This window comes from Nitratireductor arenosus (genome assembly GCF_009742725.1).
In the GTDB taxonomy this organism is placed as follows: Bacteria; Pseudomonadota; Alphaproteobacteria; order Rhizobiales; family Rhizobiaceae; genus Mangrovimarina; species Mangrovimarina arenosa.
Window position 1 is genome coordinate 79,726 of sequence record NZ_WPHG01000006.1, and the last position, 25,108, is coordinate 104,833.

Sequence of the window (25,108 nt, forward strand, 5' to 3'; positions counted from 1 at the left end):
TCACCCCGCCGCTTTTTTTTCGTCGCCGTTTTCCGCGTCTCCACGCCCAGCCGGCCCCGCCTATGCCGGCTGGTTGACGAGAACCCAGCCACCCATCAGCACGAAACCGACCGCGACCAGCCCTAGATAGGTGAGCATGCGCCGCCGCAGCGCCTGGGTCTCGGGATCGCGGGCAACCTTGTAATTGGTGACCGTGAACGGCATCGCCGCGTAGCGCGGCAGTCCGGTGCGGTTGCGCAAGCCCTCCGAGCGTTCCTCGATCCGGTAGCTGAAGCGGATCGCCTGGACAAACAGCGCCAGCACCGTCACGGCCCACAGGCTACTGACCATGAAAAACAGGCTACCCAATTCCCGTGCCCTCCCCGGCTAAAGCATATCTCCCGAAAGTGGGACCCGGTTCGGGATCAAGACATGCGCACAATCGAGGCCTGACGCGCACCGAGTGGCCCTGAAAGGTCGCGACACGCCTGCCGGCCGGCAAGATAACCGAAGCCGCCGACTTTACAATCTCTTGCCCGCCGCCGGGTTCAGGGCTGGTATTCCTCCACCGTCTGCTCGATCGCGCCGAAAATCGAATGACCTGCCTCGTCCTTCATCTCGATGCGCACCGTGTCGCCGAAGCGCATGAAGGGGGTTTTCGGAGCGCCGGTCTCGATCGTCTCGATCATGCGTATCTCCGCAATACAGGAATAGCCGACGCCGCCCGCCTCGACCGGCTTGCCCGGCCCGTCGTCGAGCTTGTTGGAGACAGTGCCCGAGCCGATGATCGCGCCGGCCGAAAGCGGCCTCGTCTTCGCCGCATGCGCGATCAGGGTCGGGAAGTCGAAGGTCATGTCGGTCCCGGCATCGGCGCGGCCAAACGGCTTGCCGTTGAGATCCACCCATAGCGGCAGCGAGACCTTGCCGCCGTCCCAGGCGGCGCCGAGTTCGTCCGGCGTGACCGCGACCGGCGAAAACGCCGAGGACGGCTTTGACTGGAAGAAACCGAACCCCTTGCCGAGCTCGGCCGGAATCAACCCGCGCAGCGACACGTCGTTGACGAGCATCACAAGCCGGATCGCCGCGCGCGCCTCATCCAGGCTTGCGCCCATCGCCACGTCGTCGACGATGACGGCGACCTCGCCTTCCATGTCGATGCCCCAGGCTTCGTCGGCCATCACGATCGGATCGCGCGGCGCCAGAAAAGCGTCGGAGCCGCCCTGATACATCAAGGGATCCGTCCAGAACGAGGCCGGCATCTCCGCGTTGCGCGCCTTGCGCACCAGTTCGACATGATTGACATAGGCCGAGCCGTCCGCCCACTGAAAGGCGCGCGGCAGCGGCGAAAGCGCGTCATGTTCGTGAAAGCGCTCCGCCGGCACTGACCCGTGCTCCAGGCTTTCGGCCAGCGCCTCCAAATGCGGCGCGATCCGCCTCCAGTCGTCGAGTGCGCCCTGCAATGTCGGCGCCAGGAACGAGGCGTCTGCATAGCGTGTCAGGTCGCGCGAAACGACCGCCAGCCTGCCGTCGCGGGTTCCGTCCTTCAGCGTCGCGAGTTTCAAGTCTGCCTGCTCCTTGCTGCGGGCGACACCCGGAGCGGCGGCGAACCACCGGCCGGGTTTGACCCTTTGCGGAATTTGTTGCACCCGTAACGACCCAAAGTGCAACTATCAACGATTCTTGCCATGCCCTCTTCCCGCCATGAGACCATGGATGCAGCCGCGCTGGAACTGGAAAACTTCCTGCCCTATCGCTTCAACCGGCTGGCCGACGCGGTCAGCCGCGACTTCGCCCGTATCTACAAGGACCGCCACGGCCTGACCCGGCCCGAATGGCGGCTGCTGGCCACCCTCGGCCAGTACGGAACCATGACGGCCACCGCCGTCGGACGCCATTCGGCCATGCACAAGACCAAGGTGTCGCGCGCGGTCACCGCGCTGGAAAGACGGCTCTGGCTGACCCGCCGGCCCGACGGGGAAGACCGGCGTGTGGACAATCTCGCGCTGACGAAAGCGGGCGCGCGCGTCTATCGCGAACTCGTCCCGATCGCTCGGAATTTCGAGAAAGAACTGCTCGGCAGCATCGATCCGAAAGACCGCGCCGCGCTGCTGGCGGGAATGCGCGCCCTCGAACGCAAACTGCTTTGAGCGCCGCCACGCGCCCAGCCTACCGACGGGACACACCCTACCAGTCCATCACCACCTTGCCGGCGCTGCCGTCGCGCATTGCCTCGAATCCGTCCCGGTAATCGTCGATCCCGATGCGGTGAGTGATCAACCCCGACACGTCGAGCGGCCCCTGCACCAAGGCGATCATCTTGTACCAGGTTTCGAACATTTCGCGGCCGTAGATGCCCTTCAGGGTCAGCATCTTGAAGATGACCTTGTTCCAGTCGATCTCGAAGGCCGTCGGCGCAATGCCCAAAATGGCGATCTTGCCGCCATTGTTCATCACCTCGATCATGTCGCGAAAGGCGATCGCCGAGCCCGACATTTCCAGCCCGACGTCGAAACCTTCCTTCATGTGCTCCTCGTCCATCACGTCGGCGAGCTTTTCCGCCGACGCATCGACCACGTGATGGACGCCGAGCTTGCGTGCGAGCGCGAGCCGCACCGGGTTGATGTCGGTGATGACGACCTTGCGCGCGCCGACCGCCTGGGCCACCAGCGCCCCCATAATGCCGATCGGCCCCGCCCCGGTGACCAGCACATCCTCACCCACCAGGTCGAAGGACAAGGCGGTGTGGACGGCATTGCCGAGCGGATCGAAGATCGCCGCGATCTCGTCGGGCACGTCGTCGGGGATGGCGACCACATTGTGCTGCGGCAGGCTGAGATATTCGGCGAAGCTGCCCGGCCGGTTGACGCCGACGCCGAGCGTGTTGCGGCACAGATGGCCGCGGCCGGCGCGACAGTTGCGGCAATGGCCGCACACGATATGCCCCTCGCCCGACACGCGCTGGCCGACCCGGTATTCGCTGACGGCCTGGCCGACATCGACGACCTCGCCGACGAATTCGTGCCCCGTCACCAGCGGCACCGGCACGGTTTTTTGCGCCCATTCGTCCCAAGTGTAGATATGGACGTCGGTGCCGCAGATCGCCGACTTTCTGACCTTGATCAAGACATCATTGGGGCCGATCTCGGGCACCGGCACCCGTTCCATCCAGATCCCCGGTTCGGCTTTTGCCTTCACCAGCGCGCGCATCATGTTGGACATGGCGTAATCCTCGGCAATACGGAACGGCTTTGGTCTGCAGATTGCATCACGATATCATGCCCAGTTCCCTGCCGACGGCGCCGAACGCGTCGACGGCCCGGTCGATGTCGGCCGGCGTGTGCGCCGCCGACATCTGGGTACGGATGCGCGCCTGGCCTTTGGGCACGACCGGGAAGGAAAAGCCGATCACGTAGATGCCGCGTTGCAGCAGCCTGTCGGCCATGGCGCTTGCCAGCGCGGCGTCGCCGATCATCACCGGGATGATCGGATGGTCTGCACCGGCGAGCGTAAACCCGAGCTTGCTCATTCCGGCGCGGAAGCGCGCCGCGTTGGCGTAAAGCCGCTCGCGCAGCGCGCCGCCGCCTTCGACCAGGTCGAACACTTTCAGCGACGCGCCGGCGATCGCCGGCATCAACGTGTTGGAAAACAAATAGGGTCGTGAGCGCTGACGCAACCAGTCAACCACCTCGCGCCGGCCGGCCGTATAGCCGCCAGACGCCCCTCCGAGCGCCTTGCCGAGCGTGCCGGTGATCAGGTCGACACGGCCTTCCACCCCGCAATGCTCGGGCGAACCGCGCCCGTTGGCGCCGACGAACCCGACCGCGTGGCTGTCATCGACCATCACCATGGCATCGTGTTTTTCGGCCAGGTCGCACACGCCCTCAAGATTGGCGATGATGCCGTCCATGGAAAACACGCCGTCGGTCGCGATCAGCCGGAACCGCGCGTCGGCCGCCTCCTTCAGACAGCGCTCGAGATCGGCCATATCGTTGTTGGCGTAGCGATGGCGCCTGGCCTTCGACAGTCGCACCCCGTCTATGATCGAGGCATGGTTGAGCGCGTCGGAGATGATCGCGTCTTCCTCCGACAGCAACGTCTCGAACAAGCCGGTATTGGCGTCGAAACACGAGGAATAAAGGATCGCGTCCTCCATGCCGAGGAACCCCGCGATCCGCGCTTCCAGTCGCTTGTGCTCCTCCTGGGTGCCGCAAATGAAACGCACCGATGCCATGCCGTAGCCATAGCGATCGAGCGCCCCCTTGGCGGCCCCGCGCAACGCTTCGCTGTCGGCGAGACCGAGATAATTGTTGGCGCAGAAATTGAGCACCGTCCCGCCGCCGGCAACCGCGATCTCGGCCGACTGGGTAGAGGTGATCACGCGCTCGGACTTGTAGAGCCCGGAACGCCGCAGCTCGGAGAGCTCGTTCTGCAGATGGGTAAGAAATGCCTTTGTCATCGACGACCTCCGCGGCTCTTGTCGCGCATTCGGCGGTCGCAAACAATGGTCGAGGCGATGCGCGCGGCTTTCGCCGTCGACCGCAGCGGCAAGGGGCGTCCGCTTCGCGAAAGCAAATATTAGGACTGCGACGCTAGCGTGCGAAGACCGCCGGAAGGAGGACCGTTGCCGTGATCGGAGAATTGGCCTGCAAAAACGAGCGGGACGTCATTCTGTCGATGCGGATGGACGCGATGCTGAATTCCTCGCCCGCATCGTTTCTCAGCGTTGTCGGAGCGCTGATCGCGGTCTATGTCTACTGGTCACCACCGGTCGCGATCGGCCTTGTTTTATGGCTGACCTGCATCGTGGCGGTTGCCGCCACCAACCTCCTTTCCACCATCCTCTACGCCCGCGGCCTCCCTTCGGGCTGGACGGCGCACTCCTGGGCGCGGTTCGTCTGCATCATGCATCTTTTGTCCGGCCTCGCCTGGGGCGTCGGCGGCGGCTGGATGCTCAGCTTCGCGGACGAACATCAAGCCCTTGTGACCCTGTCGATCGGCCTGGCCGCCGTCACGGTATCAATACCATCGGTTGTGTATCTGCCCGCCTACAACCTGTTCCACCTGCCGATCTTCTGGTCCTACGCGGTCGGATTGGTGATGAGCTCGTTGCAGTTCAATTGGCTGATCGCCATCGGCTTCTTCCTTCTCGGTGCCTTCGCGGTCGCGATCGGCCGGGTTCTCGGCCATCAGCTCTCGACCGCGCTGCGGCTGTCGATCGAGAACAAACGGCTGGCCCAGCATCTGGAGGAACGCAGCGCCGCGCTCGAGGTCGCCAACCGCGAACTCGAGATCGAAAGCCATACCGACCCCCTGACCGGCCTCGCCAACCGTCGCCGGCTGATCAATTTCAGCCGTGCCGTGCGTGGCCGTTGTGCCGTGATGATCGTCGATATCGATCACTTCAAATCCTACAATGACAGTTTCGGACATGTCGAAGGCGACGCCTGCCTGGTGACGGTGGCCAGAACCCTGGTACGCAGCGTCCGACCGAAGCACGACCTCGTCGCGCGTCTCGGCGGCGAGGAGTTCGCGGTCGTCCTGAGCGATGTGGGTCAGGAAGGGGCATTGGAGCGGGCCGAGGCGATCCGCGCCAACGTCCAGGCGCTGCAAAGATCGGGTCCGCAGCGCCTCCGGCGCCGAGTTACCGTCAGCATCGGCGTGTCGACGCGCGAGGCCGACCGGCCGAAATCCCTGTCCGATCTGATGGAGGAAGCCGACGCCGCCGTCTATCGCGCCAAGTCGGAGGGCCGCAACCAGGTCTGCTTCGACGACAGCCCGCAAGCCCAGGACGTGGCCTGACCGGGTTTTCCGACCAAACTCCGAGCGACCCCAACGTCGGGCAGGCATCGCGCGTGAGTCGGCAAACATGCATGCCGAACCCGGCTATCGAACAAACGCACCCAAGGATGAAACTAATCCGGCGCAGCCTCCGTGCCTACCGTGTGATCTCAACACAGGAGAATATTATGCGCCGATTTCCAACCGCCGCTCTCACCTTCGCCCTGTCGGGCTCCGCCGCGCTCGCGATGTCAAATGACGCGGTCATGGTCACCGATCAGGACGTTTCATCCGGCGTCGTGACCGCCGAAAAGATCACTGCGGAAGCCAATGGCTGGCTCGTCGTGCATCGCACCGATACGCAGATGAAACCTGGGCCTGTCATCGGCTATGCCCCGCTCAAGGCCGGGGACAACATGGATGTCAGCGCGATCCTCCAAACGGAGGTGAAATCGGGTGAAATGCTGATGCTTATGGTCCACGGCGAGGCCGGCGGCATGAAGACCGGCGTGTTTGAATACACGCTTGGCGCCAAGGAGGACGGTCCCGTCAGGGTTGACGACAAGCTCGTCATGACCGTGATTTCTGCGAAATAGACCAACCGAACCGGTCTTCGCGGCATTTGGAAAATGCGCCAAAAGGGGCGACGAACGGGCCTTCCCGCACTTCAGAGAAGGCCCGTCCCGTCAGAAAAACGCCTGTAGGCCGGTCTGGGCGCGGCCCAGGATCAGCGCGTGCACGTCGTGCGCGCCCTCATAGGTGTTGACCGTCTCCAGGTTCTGCGCGTGCCGCATGACATGGTATTCGATCTGGATACCGTTGCCGCCATGCATATCGCGAGCGAGCCGGGCGATGTCGAGCGCCTTGCCGCAATTGTTGCGCTTGACAATGGAAATCATTTCCGGCGCCATCCGACCCTCGTCCATCAGCCGGCCGACGCGCAGCGAGCCAAGCAGCCCGAGCGAAATGTCGGTTTGCATGTCGGCCAGCTTCTTCTGGTAAAGCTGCATGCCGGCGAGCGGCTTGCCGAACTGTTTGCGATCCAGCCCGTATTGCCGGGCGCGGAACCAGCAATCCTCGGCCGCTCCCATCGCACCCCAGGAAATGCCGTAGCGCGCCCGGTTGAGGCAGCCGAACGGCCCCTTCAGGCCGGATACGTTCGGCAACAGCGCGTCCTCGCCGACTTCGACGCCGTCCATGACGATTTCGCCGGTAATGGAGGCCCGCAGCGACAGCTTGCCGCCGATCTTCGGCGCCGACAGCCCCTTCATGCCCTTTTCCAGCACGAAACCGCGGATCTGGTTGTCGTGCGCGGCCGACTTGGCCCACACGACGAACACATCGGCGATCGGCGCGTTGGAGATCCACATCTTGGAGCCGGAAATCCGGTAGCCGCCGTCGATCTTGTCCGCCCGCGTCTTCATCCCGCCGGGATCGGATCCCGCATCGGGCTCGGTCAGGCCGAAGCAGCCGATATACTCGCCGGACGCCAGTTTGGGCAGGTATTTCTTGTGCTGCTCTGCCGTGCCGTAGGCGTGGATCGGATACATCACCAGCGAGGACTGCACGCTCATCATCGAGCGATAGCCCGAATCGACACGCTCGATCTCGCGCGCCACCAGCCCGTAGGTGACGTAATTGGCGCCGAGCCCGCCGAGGTCCTCGGGGATGGTGATGCCGAGCAGGCCGGCCTCGCCCATCTCGCGGAAGATCGCCGGATCGGTCTTTTCTTCCATATAGGCGTCCTGCACGCGCGGCGCGAGCTTGTCGGCGGCAAACGCGGCCGCCGCATCGCGCATCATGCGTTCGTCTTCGGTCAACTGGTCTTCAATCAGGAACGGATCGTTCCACACGAAGCTCGCCGGCTTTTGAGCGGACATATTCATAAAACCTCCCGGTGCATCCTGCTGGGTAGGGTCGCGACCCTGGATGCGGCGCGAACCCTGCAAACGAAAAAGCCGCCTTTCCAGCGGCATCGGCGCGCATTGTAGACCCTCCGGCGATTTTGCGCTAACAACTATTTCAAACCGGATGATGCGTTTTTTCGATAGATGGCGAGCATAAGATCCCGATGCGCCGCGCTTTTATCCCGACAGTTTCAGAGCTTCAGGCGTTTCGCGCCTGCGTTCGCTTCGGCACCACGATGCGCGCGGCCGATCATCTCGGATTGACGCAAAGCTCGGTCAGCCGCTCGGTCGGGCAGCTGGAAGACCGGCTCGGCGTCCATCTGTTCCACCGCGTGCGCCAGCGCCTGGTGCTGTCGGATGCCGGCCGGCGCTTCCTACGCGACGCCGACTCAATCCTCGACGAATTGCACGAGGCGGCAGTGCGCGTGATGGCCTTCGGCGGCCAGGCCGATGTGTTGAGCCTTGCAGTGCTGCCGACCTTCGCCGACCGCTGGCTGATCCCGCGTCTCGGCCGTTTCCATCGGCTCGCCCCGCACGTCACCATCGACATCGCCGTCCGCCTCGACCCGGTCGATCTGGAGGCCGAGCCCTTCGACGCGGTCATCCAGCGCGGGCCGGTCGACCAGGCGACGACCGGCATCGTGCCGCTGTTCGACGAGGAACTGATCGTGGTCGCCGCGCCCGCGCTGCTTGCCGGACGCCGGTTTCTCGACGACGCCGAACTCGCCGCCCTGCCGCTTTTGCAGCAGTCGACACGGCCGACGCTGTGGTTGGAATGGTTTCAGGCCGCCGGCATCGACCCGCGCACCACCTTGCGCGGCCACCGCTTCGAGCAGTTCTCCATGCTGATCGAGGCCGCCGCCGCCGGGCTCGGCGTGGCACTCGTACCGCGCCTGCTGGTCGGGCCGGAACTTCAAAGCGGCCGCCTGGCTCTTGCTTCGCAGAACGCGATCGCCGGCCAGCATCCCTACCGCCTCGCCTACCGGCCGGGCGGCGAGGAGCAGCCGGGCCTACGCGAGTTCCTGTCCTGGATCAAAACCGAGACGAGCTGACGCGGTTCAGATCCGCAACGCGTAGCGAATACCGTCATAGATCGCGGCATGAACATTGCGCGAGGCGACGGCGTCGCCGATCCGCGCCAGGTCGAACGGCGCCGCGGCGTCCTTGCACGGAAAGATCGCGCCGCCGCTGACAAGCCGTTCATAGTCGACAGCGCCGCGATTGCGCGACAGCGGCTTGAGCGCCAGATAAAGCTCGTCGAGCGGCGCGGTGCCGTGTTCGGCCACCACCTGGTCGACCAGCCGCTCCTCGCGCCAGTCCGGCGCGAAATCCGAGCCGAGTACGGCGGCAAGCTGGTTGCCCACGCGGCGCACGGCGAGAAGCCTGGTGTTGATCGTCACCAGCACGCCATGCCGGTGGAAGGCGCGCATATAGGGCACGTGGTTCATGCCGCCCATTTCCGGCGCGAAAAACCGTTCGGGCGAGACCAGTTCGACCGCCGCCCCCGAAGACGCGGCGATTTCGGCGGCACTCATGCCCTGGTGCCCGCCATTGTCGTCATAGACGAGCACCGAACCGGCCGGCTTGGCCGCGCCGGAAAGAATGTCCCAACTCGTCGTCACCAGCTCCGCGCCCGCCTCCAGCGGCGGCGGCTGCGGCAGGCCGCCGGTCGCAATCAGTACCATCTGCGGGCAAAGCGCCGTGACGTCGTCCTGCTCGGCCCAGCAATCGTAGCGGATGTCGACGCCAAGCCGCTCGAGTTCGGCAAGCCGCCAGTCGACGATGCCGATCAGTTCGCGCCGGCGCGGGTTCTGCGCGGCAAGCCGCACCTGTCCCCCGGCCAGCGGCGCGGCTTCGAGCACCGTTACCTTGTGGCCGCGTTCGGCCGCCACCCGCGCCGCCTCAAGCCCGGCCGGTCCGGCGCCGACCACCACGACCCGTTTCAACGGCCCGTCGCTGCGCGTAATCACATGCGGGATCGTCGCCTCGCGCCCGGTCGCCGCATTGTGGATGCACAACGCCTCCCCGCCCTCATAGATGCGGTCGAGGCAATAGGTGGCGCCGACACAGGGGCGGATACGGTCCTCCTCGCCCGCCAATATTTTCTGCACGATATGCGGATCGGCTATGTGCGGCCGGGTCATGCCGACCATATCGAGCTTGCCGGCGGCGATCGCGTGCCTGGCGGTGGCGACATCGGCGATGCGGGCGGCGTGGAAGACCGGGAATTTCGTGTCCGCCCTGACAGCGCCGGCGAAGTCGAGATGCGGTGCCGACGCCATGCCGCTGATCGGGATTACCCCGGTCAGCGCGGCATCGGTCTCGATATGGCCGCGGATGATGTTGAGGAAATCGACCTTGCCGCAGCCGGCGAGCCGGCGCGCGATCTCCATCCCCTCCTCGCGCGACAGCCCCTTTTGCCAGTCCTCGTCGGCGACCAGGCGCACGCCGACGACGAAATCCGGGCCGACGGCCGCGCGCACGGCCTCGATCACCTGAAAGGCGAAGCGCAGCCGGTTGTCGAGCGCCCCGCCGAACGCGTCCTCGCGCCGGTTCGTCGCCGGCGACCAGAACGAATCCATCAAATGGCCGTAGGCCTCGAACTCGATGCCGTCGAGCCCGGCCGCCTGCATCCTTTGCGCCGCCGCCGCGTAGTCGGCAACGATGCGTTCGATGTCCCAGTCCTCGGCCTGCTTGGGAAAGGCGCGATGGGCCGGCTCGCGCACCGGCGAAGCCGACAGGACCGGTAGCCAGTCGCCCGTGTTCCAGCCCGTGCGCCGGCCGAGATGGGTGAGCTGGATCATCACCTTGCAGTCGTGTTCGTGGCAGGCCTCGGTCAGCTCGGCCAGCCACGGCACGATCTCGTCGCGGAAGGCATGCAGATTGCCAAAGGCGGCCGGACTGTCGCGCGACACCAGCGCCGATCCGGCCGTCATGGTCAGCGCCATGCCGCCCCTCGCCTTTTCGGCATGGTAGAGCCGGTAGCGCGCCTTCGGCAGACCGTCCTCGGAATAGGCCGGCTCGTGCGCGGTCGACATGACGCGGTTTTTCAGCATCAGATGCTTGAGCCGATAAGGCTGGAGCAGCGGATCGTTGGTCATGGCATCACCGCAGGGTCAGTGTAGCGGCAGGCGGCGATAGCGGCCAGGCCTGGCCGGGTCGTCGAAATGGCTCATCGGACCGTTTTCGGAAAAATGCGCCGCCCAGCGTTTCATCGCCGCCGGGTCGAGCTCCACGCCGAGCCCCGGCCCTTCGGGAACCCGGACCGTATCGTTCTCTTGCCGGAACGGCCCGTCGCGAATGACGTCGCCGACCTGCCAGCGAAACAGCGATTGCGAGGCTTCCGTGATCCACGGCGTCGCCGCCACCACGTGCAGATAGGCCGCCGTCATGATGCCGAGATCGTTGGAATAGCACCAGAACCCCTTGCCCATCGTCTCGCAGGCGGCGATGAATTTCAGCGTCTTCGACAGCCCGCCCAGGGCGGCGAAATTGCATACGAACGTGTCGGGCGCGCCGAGCGCCACCGCGCGGCGCAAATCGGGCACGTGGGTGGAAAACGGGATGGCCGAATGCTGGCGCAGCGCCGCCATCTCCTCGAACGTCGCGACCGGATCCTCGTAATTGCGGATGTTGAACGGCTCGATCTCGCGCAGCACCCAGCGCGCCGTGGTCAGCGACCACTGCATGTTGGAATCGAGTTTGAGCTGGACGTCCTCGCCCAGCGCCTCGCGCAGCATGCGCACGGTGCGGATTTCGAGCTGCGGATCGCCGAGGATCAGCTTGCCCTCGAAGATCGAGGCGCCGTGCTCGGCCCGCATCCTGAGGCAATACTCCACGATCGCCTCGGGGCTCATCTCGCCGCCGGCCCCGTCCTGCGACGGGCGGAAGGCGAAATATTCCGAAAACGGAATGTCCTTCCTGACCGCACCGCCGAGCAGGGTGTAGAGCGGCAGGCCGAACGCCTTGCCGCGAATGTCCCATAGCGCCAGTTCGACCGCGCCGAAGGCGACCGAGGCGGCGTTCTCGCCGGTATTGGCGGTGATCTGCCAGGGCGGCACGCAGCGCGCCTCGCAATCGGCGAGGTCGAGCGGGTCGGCGCCAATCAGCGCCGGCGCGATCTCGGCCCTGATCACCTCGCCGAAATGCCACCACGGCGCCTCGCCGAGCCCGACCAACCCCTGGTCGGTTTCCACCTCGACGATCGATTTCGACGCCCCGCCATAAAGCCCTGCCGTCCACCAGAACGGGGCATCGAAGGGCACGTTGACATGGGTGACGCGGATATCGGTGATTTTCATCGGCCCGACCGTCCGCTCGCTTTCATCGCCGCATTGCCCCGCCAGTTCGCAATCTCTCGCTGAGGTAAGCACGGAAGGATCGCGTACATCGTTCCGGGGGTCGAAAACCTGGCAGTCCGCATTCTCAATACCACGCGTCTTCCATCGCCGCGTCCTTGCGCGCGATGAAGTCCCTGAGCGCCGCGTCCACCCCCGCGTCGAGGGGCGGCGCCTCGAATTCGGCAAGCCGCTTCTTCCACAGCTTGTTGGCCCTTCCCGCCGCGTCGTCGGCGCCTGCCGCCTCCCATTTCTCGAACGGGTCGTTGTCGGCCGTCTCGCTGTCCCAGAACGCCGTCTGGTAATTGGCCATGGTATGCTGGCAGCCAAAGAAATGACTGCCGGGCCCGACCTCGCGAAACGCGTCGAGGGCGAGCTGGTTGTCGTCGACCACCACCCCGCCGAGATAGGAATGCAGCGCGCCGCACAGATCCGTGTCCATGACGAATTTTTCGTAAGACATCGACAACAGCCCGTCGAGGAAGCCGGCCGAATGCAGGATGAAGTTCGCCCCGCAATGGATCGCGGCCAGCATCGACATGGTCGCTTCCGTCATCGCCTGCGCGTCGGGCAGTTTCGAGGTGGTGAAATTGCCCGAACATCTGAGCGGCAGCCCCAGCCGGCGGGCGAGTTGGCCGATCACCATCGAGCCGATCGCCGGTTCCGGCGTGCCGAAGGTCGGCGAGCCCGAGCGCAGCGACATCGACGACAGGAAATTGCCGAAGATCACCGGCGCGCCCGGCCGTTCGAGCTGGGCCAGCGCGCAGCCGGCCATCGTCTCGGCCAGCGACTGGGCGATGGCGCCGGCATTGGTGACCGGTCCCATCGCGCCACCGAGGATGAACGGCACGATCACCGTACCCTGATTGGCGCGCGCATAGGCGCGCAGCACCCTGGTCATCGTGCCGTCCCACACCAGCGGCGAGTTGACGTTGAGATTGCCGAGGATGACGCAGTTTTCCTCCACGAACGGCGCGCCGAACAGCATGCGGCACATCTCGATCGAATCCTCGGCCCGTTCCTCGGCCGTGACCGAACCCATGAACGGACGGTCGGAATAGCGTATATGGCTGTAGACCATCTCCAGGTGACGCTTGTTGACCGGCAGGTCGACCGGCTCGCAGATCGTGCCGCCGGAATGGTGCAGCCACGGCGAGGCCTGACCGAGCTTGATGAAATTGCGGAAATCCTCGATCGTGCCGTAACGACGCCCCTGGTCGAGATCCATCACGAAGGGTGAGCCGTAAGACGGCGCGAACACGACCGCGTCGCCGCCGATCAGGACGGTCTTGTCCGGGTTTCTGGCATGCTGGGTAAAGGTCGATGGCGCGGTTTTCAGCACCTCGCGCAACAGGCCGGGCTCGAAGGTGACCCGCACGCCGTCGACACGCGCTCCCGCGCGCCGCCAATGGTCGAGCGCCGCCGGATCGTCGCGAAACTCGATACCGATCTCGGCCAGGATCCGGTCGGCCGTGGTCTCGATGCGCGTGAGATTTTCTTCCGACAGGATGTCGTAGGTGGGGATGTTGCGGATGATGTAGGGCCGCCCGGGGCCCTGCCCGGCATGCGCACGCTGCTCGCGCCGCGCGTTGCGTCCGCCGCGTTCGCGGCGCGCCCCGCCGGTCGTGGCCTGATCTGCCGCCGCCTCCATGGGACCTCCCGAACACAAGCAAGCAAAAGCAGGATCGAGGCTAACGGCGTCGCGATCATTTGTGACGCTGGAAAATCTTCGGCCTTTCTATAAGCTCCGTTTATGCAGAGCTTGCGCCACCTGCTGCCGTCGGCCGGCAGCCTGATCGTCTTCGAGGCCGCGGGAAGGCTCGAAAGCTTCACCGCCGCCGGGCGCGAGCTCGGCATGAGCCAGGCTGCCGTCTCCTACGCGATCCGCGGCCTGGAAGACCGGCTCGGCCTGCCGCTGTTCGAGCGCCGCCATCGTCAGGTGCGCCTCACCGAGGCGGGCAGTCATTTCTTCGCCGACGTCTCGCTTGGCCTCTCCCACATCCGCAAATCGGCCGAGGATCTGCAACTGGCAGCCAGCGGCGGCCATGTGACGCTATCCGCCTCAACCGCGTTCGCTTCGTTCTGGATGATGCCGCGACTGCAGCTCTTTCGCGAGGAGGTGGCGGGCGTCGATCTACGCATTCAGACCGCCGAGCGCGACCTCGATATCGTCGCCGAAGGCATTCCGCTCGGCATTCGCGGCGGCAACCCGAAGGAATGGCCCCGCTACGAGGCGCTGCCGCTCGCCGAGGAAGTGATCTTTCCAGTCGCAAGCCCCGCCTATGCCGCCCGCTTCGGCCTGCCGGCAACGGTGGCCGATCTGCACGAGCACCGCCTGATCCATCTGGAAGAACCTTATCGCGAGGCGGCGAGCTGGGCCGACTGGTTCCGTTCGGCCGGCTTCACCGGCCAGGTCGCGAGCCGCAGCCTTTTGATCAACGATTACGCGCTGGTTCTGCAGGCGGTGATGGAGGGCCAGGGCATCGCGCTCGGATGGCAATATCTGGCTGAGCGGCTGCTGGGCAGCGGGCTTTTGGTGCGCGTCACCGACCATGCCATGGCGACCGGAAAGCGTTTTTTCATCGTCTGGCCACGCGACCGCGAACTCACCGACAATGCCCGCAAGGTCCGCGATTGGCTTTTGAGCCAGGCCTGATCCCGGCGAGCCCGGCACGCACGTCGCGTCGTCAACGTAACCGTTTGATAACCCACGATTGATAAAATTGACGGCTGGAGCGGTCAACGGTCCTCAGGAAACGGAGATGAACGGCTTTCCGACACAGGCACCCGCACCAATCACGACATCCGCGGAAAAACGGCGGCATCCCCGGCGGCGGATCAATTTGCTGGTCGAGATCGAACTTCCCACGCGTGGCCTGCGTGCCATGACCGACGCCAGGGCCGTGGTCTGCAACATCTCCGAGGGCGGCGTTCTTCTCGATCCGATCGACATCACCGAGATGCCGGACTGCTTCTACCTTCGTTTTCCCCACAGCCGTGAAAGGCTCGCCTGCTACGTCGTCAATCGCGGCCGCCGCTTCGTCAACGTCATGTTCGCGCGCCCAGTGCCGGCCACCTTCGTCGAGGAAATCGTCGATTTGCCAGCCTATTCGCGCCTGAGCCGCTAACCGCCGGCATCAATGCCCCCGGCCGGATCGGTTTCGTGTCCGACGCCTCCTGTCCTTGTCGGCGAATCCGGCTATAAGCGCGCCATGCCCATTCGCCAGCTTACCGACACGATGATCAACCAGATCGCCGCCGGCGAGGTCATCGAGCGTCCGGCGAGCGTGGTCAAGGAACTGGTCGAAAACGCTCTCGACGCCGGCGCCGGCCGCATCGAAGTGGCGACCGCCGGCGGCGGGCTCAATTTGATCCGCGTTATCGACGATGGCAGCGGTATCGCCGAGGACGAACTGCCGCTCGCCGTGGCGCGTCATTGCACCTCCAAGCTGTCCAACGACATCCACGACATCCGCTCGCTCGGCTTTCGCGGCGAGGCCCTGCCCTCGATCGGCGCCGTCGCCCGGCTCGTCATCCGTTCGCGCGTCAGGGGAGCGGGCAGCGGCAGCGAAATCCGCGTCGACGGCGGCAGTCTCAGCGGCCCGCAGCCGGCACCGGCCAATCCCGGCACGATGGTCGAAGTGCGCGACCTCTTCTTCGCCACCCCGGCCAGGCTGAAATTCATGAAGGGCGAGCGCGCCGAGACCAGCGCCGTCGCCGATACGGTCAAGCGCATCGCGGTCGCCTTCCCGCAGGTGCGCTTCACGCTTACCGGCGGCGAGCGCACCCGCCTCGATCTTCCCGCCGAGGCGCAAGGGCCGGACGGCATGCTGGGCCGGCTCGCCCGGGTTCTGGGGAGTGAATTCGCCGAAAACGCGCTCGCCGTCGAGGCCGAGCGCGAAGGTGTCGGGCTGTCGGCGCGGATTTCCATCCCCTCCTTCACCCGCGCCAACGCGCTGCACCAATATGCCTATGTCAACGGACGGCCGGTGCGCGACCGCCAGGTCGCAGCGGCGATCCGCGCCGCCTATGCCGATGTCCTGCCGCGCGACCGACACGCGGTCGCCGCCCTGTTTCTGACCCTCGACCCCGCGCTTGTCGACGTCAATGTCCACCCGGCCAAGGCCGATGTCCGCTTCCGCGATCCCGGCCTGGTCCGCGGCCTGATCATCGGCGCCATCCGCCAGAGCCTGGCCGAAGCCGGCATCCGCCCCGCCACCAGCGCGGCGAGCGAACTGCTCGAGGCCTTTCGCCCAGGCGCGGGCGCCGGCCGGCCGGCTGGTTCCGGACCCGGCCACGGTGCGCCCGCCTCCTGGCCGCGCCCCTTCGCCGTGCCGGGTTTCGACCCGGCGCGCTCGCCGCACCGTCCGCTCGTCGACGGCTTCGCCGAGGCGGGCCAGGCCGCCTTCTTTGCCGCCGCAGAACCAAGCGCCGACGCGCGGGCGGCCGCGCCCGACGCCCCGGCCGAATTGCTGCGCACGCCGCTGGGGGCCGCCCGCGCGCAGGTGCACGAGAACTATATCGTCGCCCAGACCACCGATTCGCTGGTGATCGTCGACCAGCACGCCGCGCATGAGCGCCTGGTCTACGAGGCGCTGAAGACCGCGATCCACGCCCGCCCCCTGCCCGCGCAACTCCTGTTGTTACCCGAGATCGTCGACATGGCCGAGGACGACGCCGACCGGCTGGCGCGCCATGCCGATACGCTGCGCCATTTCGGGCTCGGCCTGGAACGCTTCGGCCCCGGCGCGGTGGCGGTGCGCGAGACGCCGGCGATGCTCGGAGAGACCGACACCGCCGCTCTGGTGCGCGACCTTGCCGACGAGATCGCCGAGAGCGACACCGCCGACACGCTGAAGAACCGACTCGACCGCATCGCGGCGACCATGGCCTGTCACGGCTCGGTGCGTTCGGGCCGCCGCCTGAAGGCCGAGGAGATGAACGCGCTGCTGCGCCAGATGGAGGCGACCCCCGGCTCGGCGACCTGCAACCACGGCCGGCCAACCTATATCGAGCTGAGACTCGCCGACATCGAGCGCCTGTTCGGCCGCCGCTGACGCGCTTTTGAACCCGCACGCCGGGCACGCCCGCTTGACCCGGCCGCCGAAATATGGCGCTTAGGTCACGCATCGCAACCACGGAAAGCGCGACGATGAACCGGTTCGAAGGGCCAGGCGCCAAGGAAGCGCGATTGCGCTATCTCGACGGAGATTTCCAGGTCACCAGCCCGGGTTCGTTCGTGCGTTGCGCGGTGACCGGCGAGCCGATCCCCCTCGATGAGCTGCGTTACTGGAGCGTCGCGCGCCAGGAAGCCTATGTCAGCGCCACCGTCTCGCTCGGCCGCGAAATCGATCTCGACCCCGATTTGCGCCGCCGCGGCTGACCAGGCACCCCCGGTCTTAGACAATCTCCAATGACCGTGGGGTCCGGCCCGTACCGTCTGCCCGGCAGTTCACCCGTGCCGCGACACGCCGTGGCGCCGGGTCTCATAGGCCTCGACCGTTTCGGCGATGATGCGCTGCGGTGCGTCGGCCGGCTCGAAGGCGAGCCCGATCTCCAGAACCGTAACGGTTGCGGCCAGGGCACGCCCGGCCTCGGAGCCGGTGGCGAGCCGCACGGCGTCCTTTTCGGTCGTGATGAGGTCGAGATCCTGGGCCGCCGCCTCGGCGGCGAGATCGGCGATCTCATCCTCCGCGAAGACGTGATGATCGCCGAAACCGCGGCGATCGACGACAATCCCGCCCGCCGCCTCGACGGTCAGGAAGAATTTTTCCGGGTCGCCGATCCCGGCAAAGGCGAGAAACCGTCGGCCGCGCAGGGCACGGGCCTTTTTCGGTTTGACCGTCGCCGCGTAGACCGGCTTGCCGGCGCGCGAAGCGCGCCGGATGACGCCAGCCGCCTTATCGCCGTCGCCGACCGCGAGCACGGCGTCGGCGAATGCCATCTGCCGCACCACCGGCGCGCGCACCGGTCCGCCGGGAATGATATGCCCATTGCCGAGCCCGCGCCGCGCATCGATGACGATCAACGCGCAATCGATATGGATGTGGGCGCTCTGGAAGCCGTCATCCATGACCAGAAAATCGCAACCCTTGGCGATCAGCGCCCGCGCGCCCTCGGCCCGTTTCGGCGTCACGACGACCGGCGCATGGCGCGCCAGAAGCAGCGGCTCGTCGCCGACGTGGCGCGCGGCGTCGCGTTTGGCATCGACGAAATGCGTTTGCGCATTGGTTCCGCCATGGCCGCGCGACAGGATGCCGGGCTTGTAGCCGGCGCGCCGGGCCGCCCGCGCCATCGCGATCGCGGTCGGCGTCTTGCCCGCGCCGCCTACGGTCAGATTGCCGACGCAAAGTACCGGCGCGGCCACCTTTTCGCGCGGCGCATACGCCATTTGCCGGCCGGCGACGAGCCCGTAGACCCACGACAGCGGAAGAAGCGAGCGCGCGCGCCAGTCCGCTTTTTCCCACCAGAAAAGGGGGGCCTCGCTCGCCACCGTCAACGCCTCCTGGCGCTGGCGTCCTCGAGCCGGGCCTTGACGATCAGCGGCTGGATATAGGGTTCGAGAGCGCGCAAGGTGGTCGCGAGCGCACCGCGCATGTCTTCTACGGCCGCGCGCCCGGCAACGATCATCTCGCGACGCTTGCCTTCATTGTTGAGCAGGAAATTGACCGCGCCGGCCAGCATGTCGCGATCGTGGACGAGCCGCGCCCCGCCGCGTTCGATCAGTTGCTGATAGGCGTCGCGGAAATTCTGGACGTTCTTGCCCGAAAGCACGGCTGTGTCGAGCATCGCCGGCTCAAGCGGGTTTTGCCCGCCCTCGGCCAGCAGCGAGCGCCCGACAAAGGCGATTTCGGTCAGGCGCAGATACAGCCCCATCTCGCCGATCGTGTCGCCCAGAAGAATGTCGGTGTCGGGCGTTACCGGCTCGTCCCGGCTGCGGCGGGCGACCTTGAGCCCCTTTTCGGCGAACCGCGCCAGCAGGGCATCGCCACGCTCGGGATGGCGCGGCACGATGATGGTCAGGATATCGGGATGGCGCGATTTCAAAAGCGCATGGACATCGGCAGCGACCGCTTCTTCGCCTTCATGGGTCGAAACCGCCGCCCAGCTCGGGCGCGCGCCGATTTCCCCGCCGATCCGCGCCAGACACGCCTGATCGACCAGCGGCGGGTCGGTGTCGACCTTCAGATTGCCCGACACCGTCACCGGACGAGCGCCGAGCGCGGTAAAACGCTCGCCGTCGGTTTCCGACTGCGCCACGACATGGGCGAGATTTTCCAGAAGCGCTTCCGCCAGATGGTTGCGCTTCTTCCAGGCCGCGAACGAGCGGTCCGAAAGACGGCCATTGACCAGCACCTGCGGAACCCGGCGCGCGCCGAGTTCCAGAATGGTCATCGGCCAGATCTCCGATTCGGCGATGATGGCGAGGTCGGGCGACCAGTGCGATAGGAACCGGCTGACCGCCGGCTTGAGATCGAGGGGCACATATTGATGGATCACGCGGTCGCCCAACCGCTCCTTGACCACGCGCGCCGAGGTGACCGTCCCGGTGGTCATGACGACCCCGATGCCGTAACCCACGATGCGCTCGATCAGTGGAACCACGGCGTTGGTTTCGCCGACGCTGGCTGCATGCATCCAAACGATCGGCCCGCGCGGCCGCGCGATTGCGGTGAAACCGTAGCGTTCGCGCCGCCGACCGGCCTCCTCCTTGCCCCGGGTCGAGCGCCACGCCACATAACCGCCGACCAGCGGATAGGCGACCGCGCCGGCCAACCGGTAGGTCGACAGCAAAGTGCGCGCCCAGCGTTCACTCATTTCCGCGCGCTAACCAGGCGATACGCCTCGGCGGTGACAGCGTTGAGCCCCGCGGTGATCTCGCGACGCTTGCGCTCCAGTTCGGCATCGTCGGCATCCGCCGGCACATGGATCGGATCGCCGACAATCACAGCCTTGCGCCCGAAGGGCAGATTGATCGTCGTCTTGTCCCAACTGCTCTCGATCACCTTGCGGCGGCTGGTAGCAAGCGCGACCGGCACGACCGGGCGACCGGAGATGCGCCCGAGCATGGCGATCCCAAGACCGGCCTCGCGTGGCGTCCCATGTGGAATATCGGCGATCATGGCGACCGCCGTGCCACCGTCGAGTGCCTTTTTTAGGGTCAGCAGCGCCCGAATACCGCCTTTTTCGAGCGTACGCGCACGGTCGCGCCCGCCCGAGCCGCGCACGATCTCGAAACCGAAGCGTTCGGCGACCCGCGCGTTGAGTTCGGCATCCCGGCTGCGCGAGAACAGCGCCGCCATCTTCGCGCCTTTCGGCTTCATGCAGGGGGCCAGGATGTGCTGGCCGTGCCAGAAGGCGGCGATCCCCGGCGCATGCACGTCGAACGCGGCCGAGGCGTCGTGCGAGCCTTTCGCCGTCCTGTTGGCGGCATAGATGAAGCGCAGCGCCACTCCGATCGCCACCGTGATACCGTCGAGCACGAAGGCCGACTCGGCGAGCGGAGCCCGCACCTTGCGCCAAAGCCTCTTTGTCATGGCCGGTCGTTTTCCCGCGCGCGAACCCCGCGCATCGTCCAGGCGACCCAAATGCTCGTCCGTCATCGGATCCGTCCCGCTACCCGTCCGTCTCTGGATCGAGGAGACGATGCAGGTGGACAATGAAATACCGCATATGCGCGTTGTCGACGGTGGCTTGCGCCTTGGCCCGCCAAGCGGCTTCCGCGGCGTTGTAGTTCGGATAGACCCCGACGATGTCGAGCGATTCGAGATCGCGGAAATGGACGCCCTCGAGTGAATCGAGCTCACCGCCGAAGACCAGGTGCAAAAGCTGCTTCTCGCCGGTGTTCTCAGCCATTTCCCTGCCCGCCATCATGTTCGAAATTCCGAATCTGCTTAAATCATTCACGCCCGGATGGAAACACACGCTTTTCCGTTTACGTAAACCGCGTCGTGGTCCTGTTCCATTCACGCGCACCGGTCAAACGGCGCCAGGCGCGCGTTCATTCACGCGTGCTGCGTGTTTATGGTTTTCGCCAGCGCCCACAACAGGTCGCCGCTGCCGGCAACCAGCGTGCCATGGCGGACATCCGGCCGGCCATAGATCGGTGCTTGCCCGAATTCGTTCAAGATAAGGCCGCCCGCCTCCGACAGGATGAGGTCGGCGGCGGCCAGGTCCCAATCGTGCGAATTGGGGCTGACGAACGTGGCGTCGAGCCGGCCGCAGGCCAGAAGTGCGAGCCGGTAGGCGAGCGAGGGCACGTGGCCGGCGCGCTTGATGCCGGCGCTGAGCGGCTGGGCCACGGCGTCCACAAGCGCTTTCGGACCGCCAACCAGGGCGGCCTCACCGGGCTGCCTGACGGCGATGCCGCTTTCGCCCAGAAAGGCGCCATGCGCCTCCGTCGCCCAAAAGGTCTCGGACATGGCGGGACATTCGAGAACGCCGGCCAGCGGCTTGCCGTCCTCGATCACGGCGATGCTCACGCACCACGTATCGCGGCCTTCCAGAAAGCCGCGCGTCCCGTCGATCGGATCAACGACGAAGGTCCGCCGGGCCGTCAGCCGCTCCGGCGAATCCCGGGTCTCTTCGGAAAGCCAGCCATAATCCGGCCGTGCCGCGGTCAGGGTTTTGCGCAGGAAGCGGTCGACCTTGATATCGGCCTCGCTGACCGGCGAACGGCCGCCCTTGAGCCAGACTTCCGGGTCCTTGCCGAAATAACCGAGCGCGATCCGGCCCGCCTCCGCCGCCGCCTCGCGGATCAGAGCCAGATCGGCGTCGTAGGCCCGGCTTCTGGGTTCAGTCTCCCGCAAGCGTCATTCCTTCGATCAAGAGGGTCGGCGCCGCGGTGCCGAAATTGCGGTCGATGTCGTCGGCCGGGACCATGCGCATGAACATGTCCTTGAGATTGGACGCGATCGTGACTTCGGAAATCGGATGCGTCAGTTCGCCGTTTTCGATCAGAAACCCCGACGCACCACGACTATATTCGCCCGTCACCATGTTGACGCCCTGCCCGAACACTTCGGTGACGTAAAATCCGGATCTGACCGACGCGATCAGCTCCTGCGGCGACACCTCGCCGGGTTCGATCGCCAGATTGGTCGAGGCCGGTGTGACCGAGGAACCCGAGCGCACGCCGCGGCCATTGCTTCGAAGGCCGAGCTCGCGCGCGACCGAGGTCGACAAGAACCAGTGCGCAAGCACGCCCTTGTCGACCATCACCAACGCCTTGCCGGCGAGGCCTTCCCCGTCGAAGGGACGGGAGGAGGGTCCACGCACGCGTCGCGGCTCGTCCGTCACACTGATCGCGGCTCCGGCCACCGCCTTGCCCATGTGCTCGCGCAAAAAGCTGGTCTTGCGGGCGACCGCCGCGCCATTGATGGCGGCCGCCAGATGCGCGGCGATGCCCCGCGCGACGCGTGGATCGCAGACCACCGTGATCGGGCCACTCTTGGCTTTGCGCGCGCCGAGCCGGCGCACAGCGCGCTCGCCGGCCAGGCGCCCGATCTCCTCGGGTGCCTCGAGGTCGGAAAAATGCAACCGCGAGGAAAAATCGTAGTCGCGCTCCATCGCTGTGCCCTCGCCGGCGATCACGCTTGCCGCGCGCGAAAACCGGGTGGCGGCGTAATGCCCGAAAAATCCGTTCGAGGTCGCCAGGACCAGTCCGCCGAGACCGGCGCTGGCCGAGCTCCCGCCCGAATTGGTCACGCCTTTGACCGCGAGCGCCGCTTCCTCGGCCGCCAGCGCGTCGGCACGCAACTGTTCACTCGCCAGTTCCGTCGGGTCGAACAGATCGAGATCGGGCATATCGGTTGCAAGCTGCGCCGGCTCGGCGAGACCCTGAAAGGGATCTTCCGGCGAGGCCTTGGCCATGGCGACGGCGCGCTCGGCGAGTGCGGGAATATCGGCGCCGCTGCTGGCCGAAACGCTCGCCACGCGCCGGCCGACGAAAACCCGCAGCGCGACCGAATCGTTTTCCGACGAATCGGTCGATTCCACCTTGCCGAGCCGCACCGAGACGCTGGACGAGCGGCTGCGCATGACGACCGCGTCGGCCGCATCGGCCCCGGCGCGCGTGCCCGCCTCGACCAGTGCCGTGACGAGGTCGCCGAGCTTTTCAGTATTCATGCGGTCTGACATACGTTATTTCCGGTGGAAAGCCTCGCCATGCGGGCAGGAGCGGCCGCGACGCGGACAGGTTCCATCTATTGCGCCGCAGGCTCATGTGCAATGGCGCGCATCGCCGCGCTCGAACGATTACCGGGGAGGCCCATGGCTGCCGAAGGCGCGACATATTTCTCGCAAGCCCTCCTGCTTCTCGGCGGAGCCGTGATCGCGGCGCCGCTTTTCAAGCGGATCGGCCTGGCGACGGTACTCGGCTATCTCGCCGCCGGCGTGGCGATCGGCCCGGTCGCGACCCTGATCGCGGGCGGTGAGGAATTGCTGCATGTCGCAGAGCTCGGGGTGGTGTTGTTGCTGTTCGTCATCGGGCTGGAACTCAAACCCTCGCGCCTTTGGGCGATGCGCCGCGACATTTTCGGCCTCGGGCTCTGCCAGGTGGTGGTCACGGGACTGGTTCTGAGCGCGGCCACGATGGTTTTCAGCGACCTGGCCTGGCAACCCGCCACCATCGTCGGCTTCGCGCTCGCCCTGTCGTCGACCGCCTTTGCCATGCAGCTTCTGGAGGAACGCGGCGACACCAACCGCCATTACGGCCAGACGTCGTTTTCGATCCTGCTGTTTCAGGATCTGGCGATCGTGCCGCTGCTGGCGCTGGTGCCCTTGTTTGCGCCCGGCGGCGGCGAGAGCGAACGCACCGGTCTCGAGCAGTTCGCAATCGCGGTTGTGGCGGTCGTCGCCCTGCTCGCCGCCGGCCGCTATCTGCTCAACCCCTTGTTTCGCATCATCGCCAATACCGGCGCCAAGGAAGCGATGATCGCAGCCGCCCTGTTCGTCGTGCTCGGCGCTGCCGCGCTGATGCAGTTCGCCGGCCTGTCGATGGCGATGGGCGCCTTCATCGCCGGCGTGATGCTGGCCGAATCGTCCTATCGCCACGAGCTCGAGGCCGATATCGAGCCGTTTCGCGGCATTCTGATCGCACTGTTCTTCATGGCAGTGGGCCTGTCGCTGCAGCTCGACGTCATTTTGGAAAACTGGCTGACGATCATCGTTTCCGTTCCCATTCTGATGGCGGTCAAAGGTATTTGTATCTATGCGCTGTGCCGGCTGTTCGGATCGCCGCATGCCTCCTCCGTACGGGTTAGCCTGCTGCTGCCGCAGGGTGGTGAATTCGGCTTCGTTATTTTCTCGGCCGCCGCGTCGGCCTCGATCTTTCCCGAGACCACCGCTTCCCTGCTGATCTCGATCGTGACCTTGTCCATGGTGCTGACGCCGATAGCGGCCGGGCTGTCGCGTTTCCTCATTCCCGCCGAGGAGGCGGAAACCATGGAGGAGGATTTCAACGGCGCCGGCTCCGACGTTCTGATGATCGGCTTTTCGCGCTTTGGCCAGATCGCCGCGCAAATCCTGCTGTCGGGCGGCCGCGACGTCACCATCATCGACCATTCCGCCAACCGGGTCCGCGCGGTGGAGAAATTCGGCTTCCGCATCTATTTCGGCGACGGCTGCCGCAAGGATGTGCTGGAGGCCGCAGGCATTCGCCATACCAAGATCGTCGCGGTCTGCACCAGGGAGAAGGAGACAACCGACCGGATCGTCGACCTGATCCAGATGGAGTACCCGCACGCCAAACTTTATGTGCGTTCCTACGATCGCACGCATGCTCTCGAACTGCGCGCCAAGGGCGTCGACTACGAACTGCGCGAAACCTTCGAATCCGGACTTTTATTCGGTCGCCGGACCCTGGAGGCGCTGGGCTTCGACGAGGAGACCGTCGCCGGGATCGGCGAGGACGTTCGGCGGCGCGACGAGGAGCGCCTAGCAATCCAGGCAGTCGAGGGACTCTACGCCGGCAACGACATGTTGAAGACGCGGACGATGACACCCGAACCTCTGGTCAAGCCGAGCCGGGAAGCCCGGCGCATCGACAAGGACACCGAGGCGACCGGCGACACCGAGCCCAACCGATAACGCCGACTTGTTGATATT

At 65.8% G+C, this 25,108-nt stretch carries 23 protein-coding genes; 9 read left to right on the forward strand and 14 right to left on the reverse strand.

What is annotated here, in order from left to right; all coding sequences use genetic code 11:
• Positions 1–60: 60 nt before the first annotated feature.
• Positions 61–348, reverse strand: coding sequence for a hypothetical protein (locus GN330_RS20015; RefSeq protein WP_246188775.1), 288 nt, complete (start codon positions 346–348; stop codon positions 61–63).
• Positions 349–527: 179 nt separating this feature from the next.
• Positions 528–1,541 (reverse strand): fumarylacetoacetate hydrolase family protein, encoded by a 1,014-nt coding sequence (locus GN330_RS20020; protein ID WP_156714831.1) that lies wholly within the window; start codon positions 1,539–1,541, stop codon positions 528–530.
• A 123-nt stretch (positions 1,542–1,664) separates the two neighbouring features.
• Between GN330_RS20020 and GN330_RS20025 the strand changes: the two genes are divergently transcribed.
• The gene (locus GN330_RS20025) at positions 1,665–2,126 is read left to right on the forward strand and encodes a MarR family winged helix-turn-helix transcriptional regulator (RefSeq protein WP_246188776.1); all 462 of its coding nucleotides are present in this window, start codon (positions 1,665–1,667) and stop codon (positions 2,124–2,126) included.
• Between the two features lie 37 nt (positions 2,127–2,163).
• Here GN330_RS20025 and tdh read toward each other — a convergent pair whose 3' ends face one another.
• A complete protein-coding gene (gene tdh / locus GN330_RS20030) occupies positions 2,164–3,198 on the reverse strand; it encodes an L-threonine 3-dehydrogenase (RefSeq protein WP_156714833.1) in 1,035 nt (344 codons plus the stop codon).
• A 46-nt stretch (positions 3,199–3,244) separates the two neighbouring features.
• Positions 3,245–4,435 carry a glycine C-acetyltransferase gene (locus GN330_RS20035; RefSeq protein ID WP_156714835.1) on the reverse strand — a complete coding sequence of 397 codons (1,191 nt, stop codon included), beginning with the start codon at positions 4,433–4,435 and terminating at the stop codon, positions 3,245–3,247.
• 170 nt (positions 4,436–4,605) lie between these two features.
• Between GN330_RS20035 and GN330_RS24150 the strand changes: the two genes are divergently transcribed.
• A complete protein-coding gene (locus GN330_RS24150; protein WP_156714836.1) occupies positions 4,606–5,778 on the forward strand; it encodes a diguanylate cyclase in 1,173 nt (390 codons plus the stop codon).
• 71 nt (positions 5,779–5,849) lie between these two features.
• Positions 5,850–6,353 (forward strand): DUF7282 domain-containing protein, encoded by a 504-nt coding sequence (locus GN330_RS20045; protein WP_246188777.1) that lies wholly within the window; start codon positions 5,850–5,852, stop codon positions 6,351–6,353.
• 90 nt (positions 6,354–6,443) lie between these two features.
• Here GN330_RS20045 and GN330_RS20050 read toward each other — a convergent pair whose 3' ends face one another.
• On the reverse strand, positions 6,444–7,637 hold the full coding sequence (locus GN330_RS20050; RefSeq protein ID WP_156715007.1) for an acyl-CoA dehydrogenase: 1,194 nt from the start codon (positions 7,635–7,637) through the stop codon (positions 6,444–6,446).
• 191 nt (positions 7,638–7,828) lie between these two features.
• On the opposite strand from GN330_RS20050, the gene GN330_RS20055 reads away from it, so the two are divergent.
• Positions 7,829–8,716 (forward strand): LysR substrate-binding domain-containing protein, encoded by an 888-nt coding sequence (locus GN330_RS20055; protein ID WP_156714838.1) that lies wholly within the window; start codon positions 7,829–7,831, stop codon positions 8,714–8,716.
• A 6-nt stretch (positions 8,717–8,722) separates the two neighbouring features.
• On the opposite strand, the gene GN330_RS20060 is transcribed toward GN330_RS20055, so the two are convergent.
• The 3 genes from GN330_RS20060 to GN330_RS20070 form a co-directional block, all read right to left on the reverse strand.
• Positions 8,723–10,765 carry an NADH:flavin oxidoreductase gene (locus GN330_RS20060; protein ID WP_156714840.1) on the reverse strand — a complete coding sequence of 681 codons (2,043 nt, stop codon included), beginning with the start codon at positions 10,763–10,765 and terminating at the stop codon, positions 8,723–8,725.
• Between the two features lie 15 nt (positions 10,766–10,780).
• Entirely contained in the window at positions 10,781–11,965 is a 1,185-nt protein-coding gene (locus GN330_RS20065) for a mandelate racemase/muconate lactonizing enzyme family protein (protein WP_156714842.1), read from the reverse strand.
• Positions 11,966–12,089: 124 nt separating this feature from the next.
• Entirely contained in the window at positions 12,090–13,652 is a 1,563-nt protein-coding gene (locus GN330_RS20070) for a trimethylamine methyltransferase family protein (RefSeq protein WP_156714844.1), read from the reverse strand.
• Positions 13,653–13,754: 102 nt separating this feature from the next.
• Here GN330_RS20070 and GN330_RS20075 point away from each other — a divergent pair, with 102 nt between their 5' ends.
• The 4 genes from GN330_RS20075 (at position 13,755) to GN330_RS20090 (ending at position 17,384) form a co-directional block, all read left to right on the forward strand.
• A complete protein-coding gene (locus GN330_RS20075; protein WP_156714846.1) occupies positions 13,755–14,657 on the forward strand; it encodes a LysR substrate-binding domain-containing protein in 903 nt (300 codons plus the stop codon).
• Between the two features lie 106 nt (positions 14,658–14,763).
• Positions 14,764–15,129 carry a hypothetical protein gene (locus GN330_RS20080; RefSeq protein ID WP_156714848.1) on the forward strand — a complete coding sequence of 122 codons (366 nt, stop codon included), beginning with the start codon at positions 14,764–14,766 and terminating at the stop codon, positions 15,127–15,129.
• Between the two features lie 84 nt (positions 15,130–15,213).
• Positions 15,214–17,058: a DNA mismatch repair endonuclease MutL gene (gene mutL, locus GN330_RS20085; RefSeq protein ID WP_156714850.1), complete on the forward strand. Its 1,845-nt coding sequence runs from the start codon at positions 15,214–15,216 to the stop codon at positions 17,056–17,058.
• A 95-nt stretch (positions 17,059–17,153) separates the two neighbouring features.
• Entirely contained in the window at positions 17,154–17,384 is a 231-nt protein-coding gene (locus tag GN330_RS20090) for a DUF2093 domain-containing protein (protein ID WP_156714852.1), read from the forward strand.
• 69 nt (positions 17,385–17,453) lie between these two features.
• Here GN330_RS20090 and lpxK read toward each other — a convergent pair whose 3' ends face one another.
• From lpxK to GN330_RS20120, 6 genes are all read right to left on the reverse strand, one after another.
• A complete protein-coding gene (gene lpxK / locus GN330_RS20095) occupies positions 17,454–18,494 on the reverse strand; it encodes a tetraacyldisaccharide 4'-kinase (protein ID WP_343040972.1) in 1,041 nt (346 codons plus the stop codon).
• Between the two features lie 2 nt (positions 18,495–18,496).
• Positions 18,497–19,819, reverse strand: a complete 1,323-nt coding sequence (waaA, locus tag GN330_RS20100) for a lipid IV(A) 3-deoxy-D-manno-octulosonic acid transferase (protein WP_156714856.1) — start codon at positions 19,817–19,819, stop codon at positions 18,497–18,499.
• Positions 19,816–20,538 carry a lysophospholipid acyltransferase family protein gene (locus GN330_RS20105; RefSeq protein ID WP_246188778.1) on the reverse strand — a complete coding sequence of 241 codons (723 nt, stop codon included), beginning with the start codon at positions 20,536–20,538 and terminating at the stop codon, positions 19,816–19,818. The genes waaA and GN330_RS20105 overlap by 4 nt, the downstream gene beginning before the upstream one ends.
• A gap of 79 nt (positions 20,539–20,617) precedes the next feature.
• Positions 20,618–20,857, reverse strand: coding sequence for a DUF4170 domain-containing protein (locus GN330_RS20110; protein WP_156714861.1), 240 nt, complete (start codon positions 20,855–20,857; stop codon positions 20,618–20,620).
• Positions 20,858–21,006: 149 nt separating this feature from the next.
• Complete coding sequence (locus GN330_RS20115) at positions 21,007–21,810, reverse strand: 3'(2'),5'-bisphosphate nucleotidase CysQ (protein WP_156714863.1); 804 nt, start codon at positions 21,808–21,810, stop codon at positions 21,007–21,009.
• Positions 21,797–23,140, reverse strand: coding sequence for a TldD/PmbA family protein (locus GN330_RS20120; RefSeq protein ID WP_156714865.1), 1,344 nt, complete (start codon positions 23,138–23,140; stop codon positions 21,797–21,799). The genes GN330_RS20115 and GN330_RS20120 overlap by 14 nt, the downstream gene beginning before the upstream one ends.
• A 132-nt stretch (positions 23,141–23,272) precedes the next feature.
• On the opposite strand from GN330_RS20120, the gene GN330_RS20125 reads away from it, so the two are divergent.
• Complete coding sequence (locus GN330_RS20125) at positions 23,273–25,090, forward strand: monovalent cation:proton antiporter-2 (CPA2) family protein (RefSeq protein WP_156714868.1); 1,818 nt, start codon at positions 23,273–23,275, stop codon at positions 25,088–25,090.
• Positions 25,091–25,108: the final 18 nt, after the last annotated feature.

Coding starts and splice junctions, on each gene's coding strand:
- GN330_RS20025 (WP_246188776.1), top strand. CDS start 1,665: ATGCCCTCTTCCCGCCATGAGACCATGGATGCAGCCGCGCTGGAACTG.
- tdh (WP_156714833.1), bottom strand. CDS start 3,198: ATGTCCAACATGATGCGCGCGCTGGTGAAGGCAAAAGCCGAACCGGGG.
- GN330_RS20035 (WP_156714835.1), bottom strand. CDS start 4,435: ATGACAAAGGCATTTCTTACCCATCTGCAGAACGAGCTCTCCGAGCTG.
- GN330_RS20045 (WP_246188777.1), top strand. CDS start 5,850: ATGCCGAACCCGGCTATCGAACAAACGCACCCAAGGATGAAACTAATC.
- GN330_RS20050 (WP_156715007.1), bottom strand. CDS start 7,637: ATGTCCGCTCAAAAGCCGGCGAGCTTCGTGTGGAACGATCCGTTCCTG.
- GN330_RS20055 (WP_156714838.1), top strand. CDS start 7,829: ATGCGCCGCGCTTTTATCCCGACAGTTTCAGAGCTTCAGGCGTTTCGC.
- GN330_RS20060 (WP_156714840.1), bottom strand. CDS start 10,765: ATGACCAACGATCCGCTGCTCCAGCCTTATCGGCTCAAGCATCTGATG.
- GN330_RS20065 (WP_156714842.1), bottom strand. CDS start 11,965: ATGAAAATCACCGATATCCGCGTCACCCATGTCAACGTGCCCTTCGAT.
- GN330_RS20070 (WP_156714844.1), bottom strand. CDS start 13,652: ATGGAGGCGGCGGCAGATCAGGCCACGACCGGCGGGGCGCGCCGCGAA.
- GN330_RS20075 (WP_156714846.1), top strand. CDS start 13,755: ATGCAGAGCTTGCGCCACCTGCTGCCGTCGGCCGGCAGCCTGATCGTC.
- GN330_RS20080 (WP_156714848.1), top strand. CDS start 14,764: ATGAACGGCTTTCCGACACAGGCACCCGCACCAATCACGACATCCGCG.
- mutL (WP_156714850.1), top strand. CDS start 15,214: ATGCCCATTCGCCAGCTTACCGACACGATGATCAACCAGATCGCCGCC.
- GN330_RS20090 (WP_156714852.1), top strand. CDS start 17,154: ATGAACCGGTTCGAAGGGCCAGGCGCCAAGGAAGCGCGATTGCGCTAT.
- waaA (WP_156714856.1), bottom strand. CDS start 19,819: ATGAGTGAACGCTGGGCGCGCACTTTGCTGTCGACCTACCGGTTGGCC.
- GN330_RS20105 (WP_246188778.1), bottom strand. CDS start 20,538: ATGACAAAGAGGCTTTGGCGCAAGGTGCGGGCTCCGCTCGCCGAGTCG.
- GN330_RS20110 (WP_156714861.1), bottom strand. CDS start 20,857: ATGGCTGAGAACACCGGCGAGAAGCAGCTTTTGCACCTGGTCTTCGGC.
- GN330_RS20120 (WP_156714865.1), bottom strand. CDS start 23,140: ATGTCAGACCGCATGAATACTGAAAAGCTCGGCGACCTCGTCACGGCA.
- GN330_RS20125 (WP_156714868.1), top strand. CDS start 23,273: ATGGCTGCCGAAGGCGCGACATATTTCTCGCAAGCCCTCCTGCTTCTC.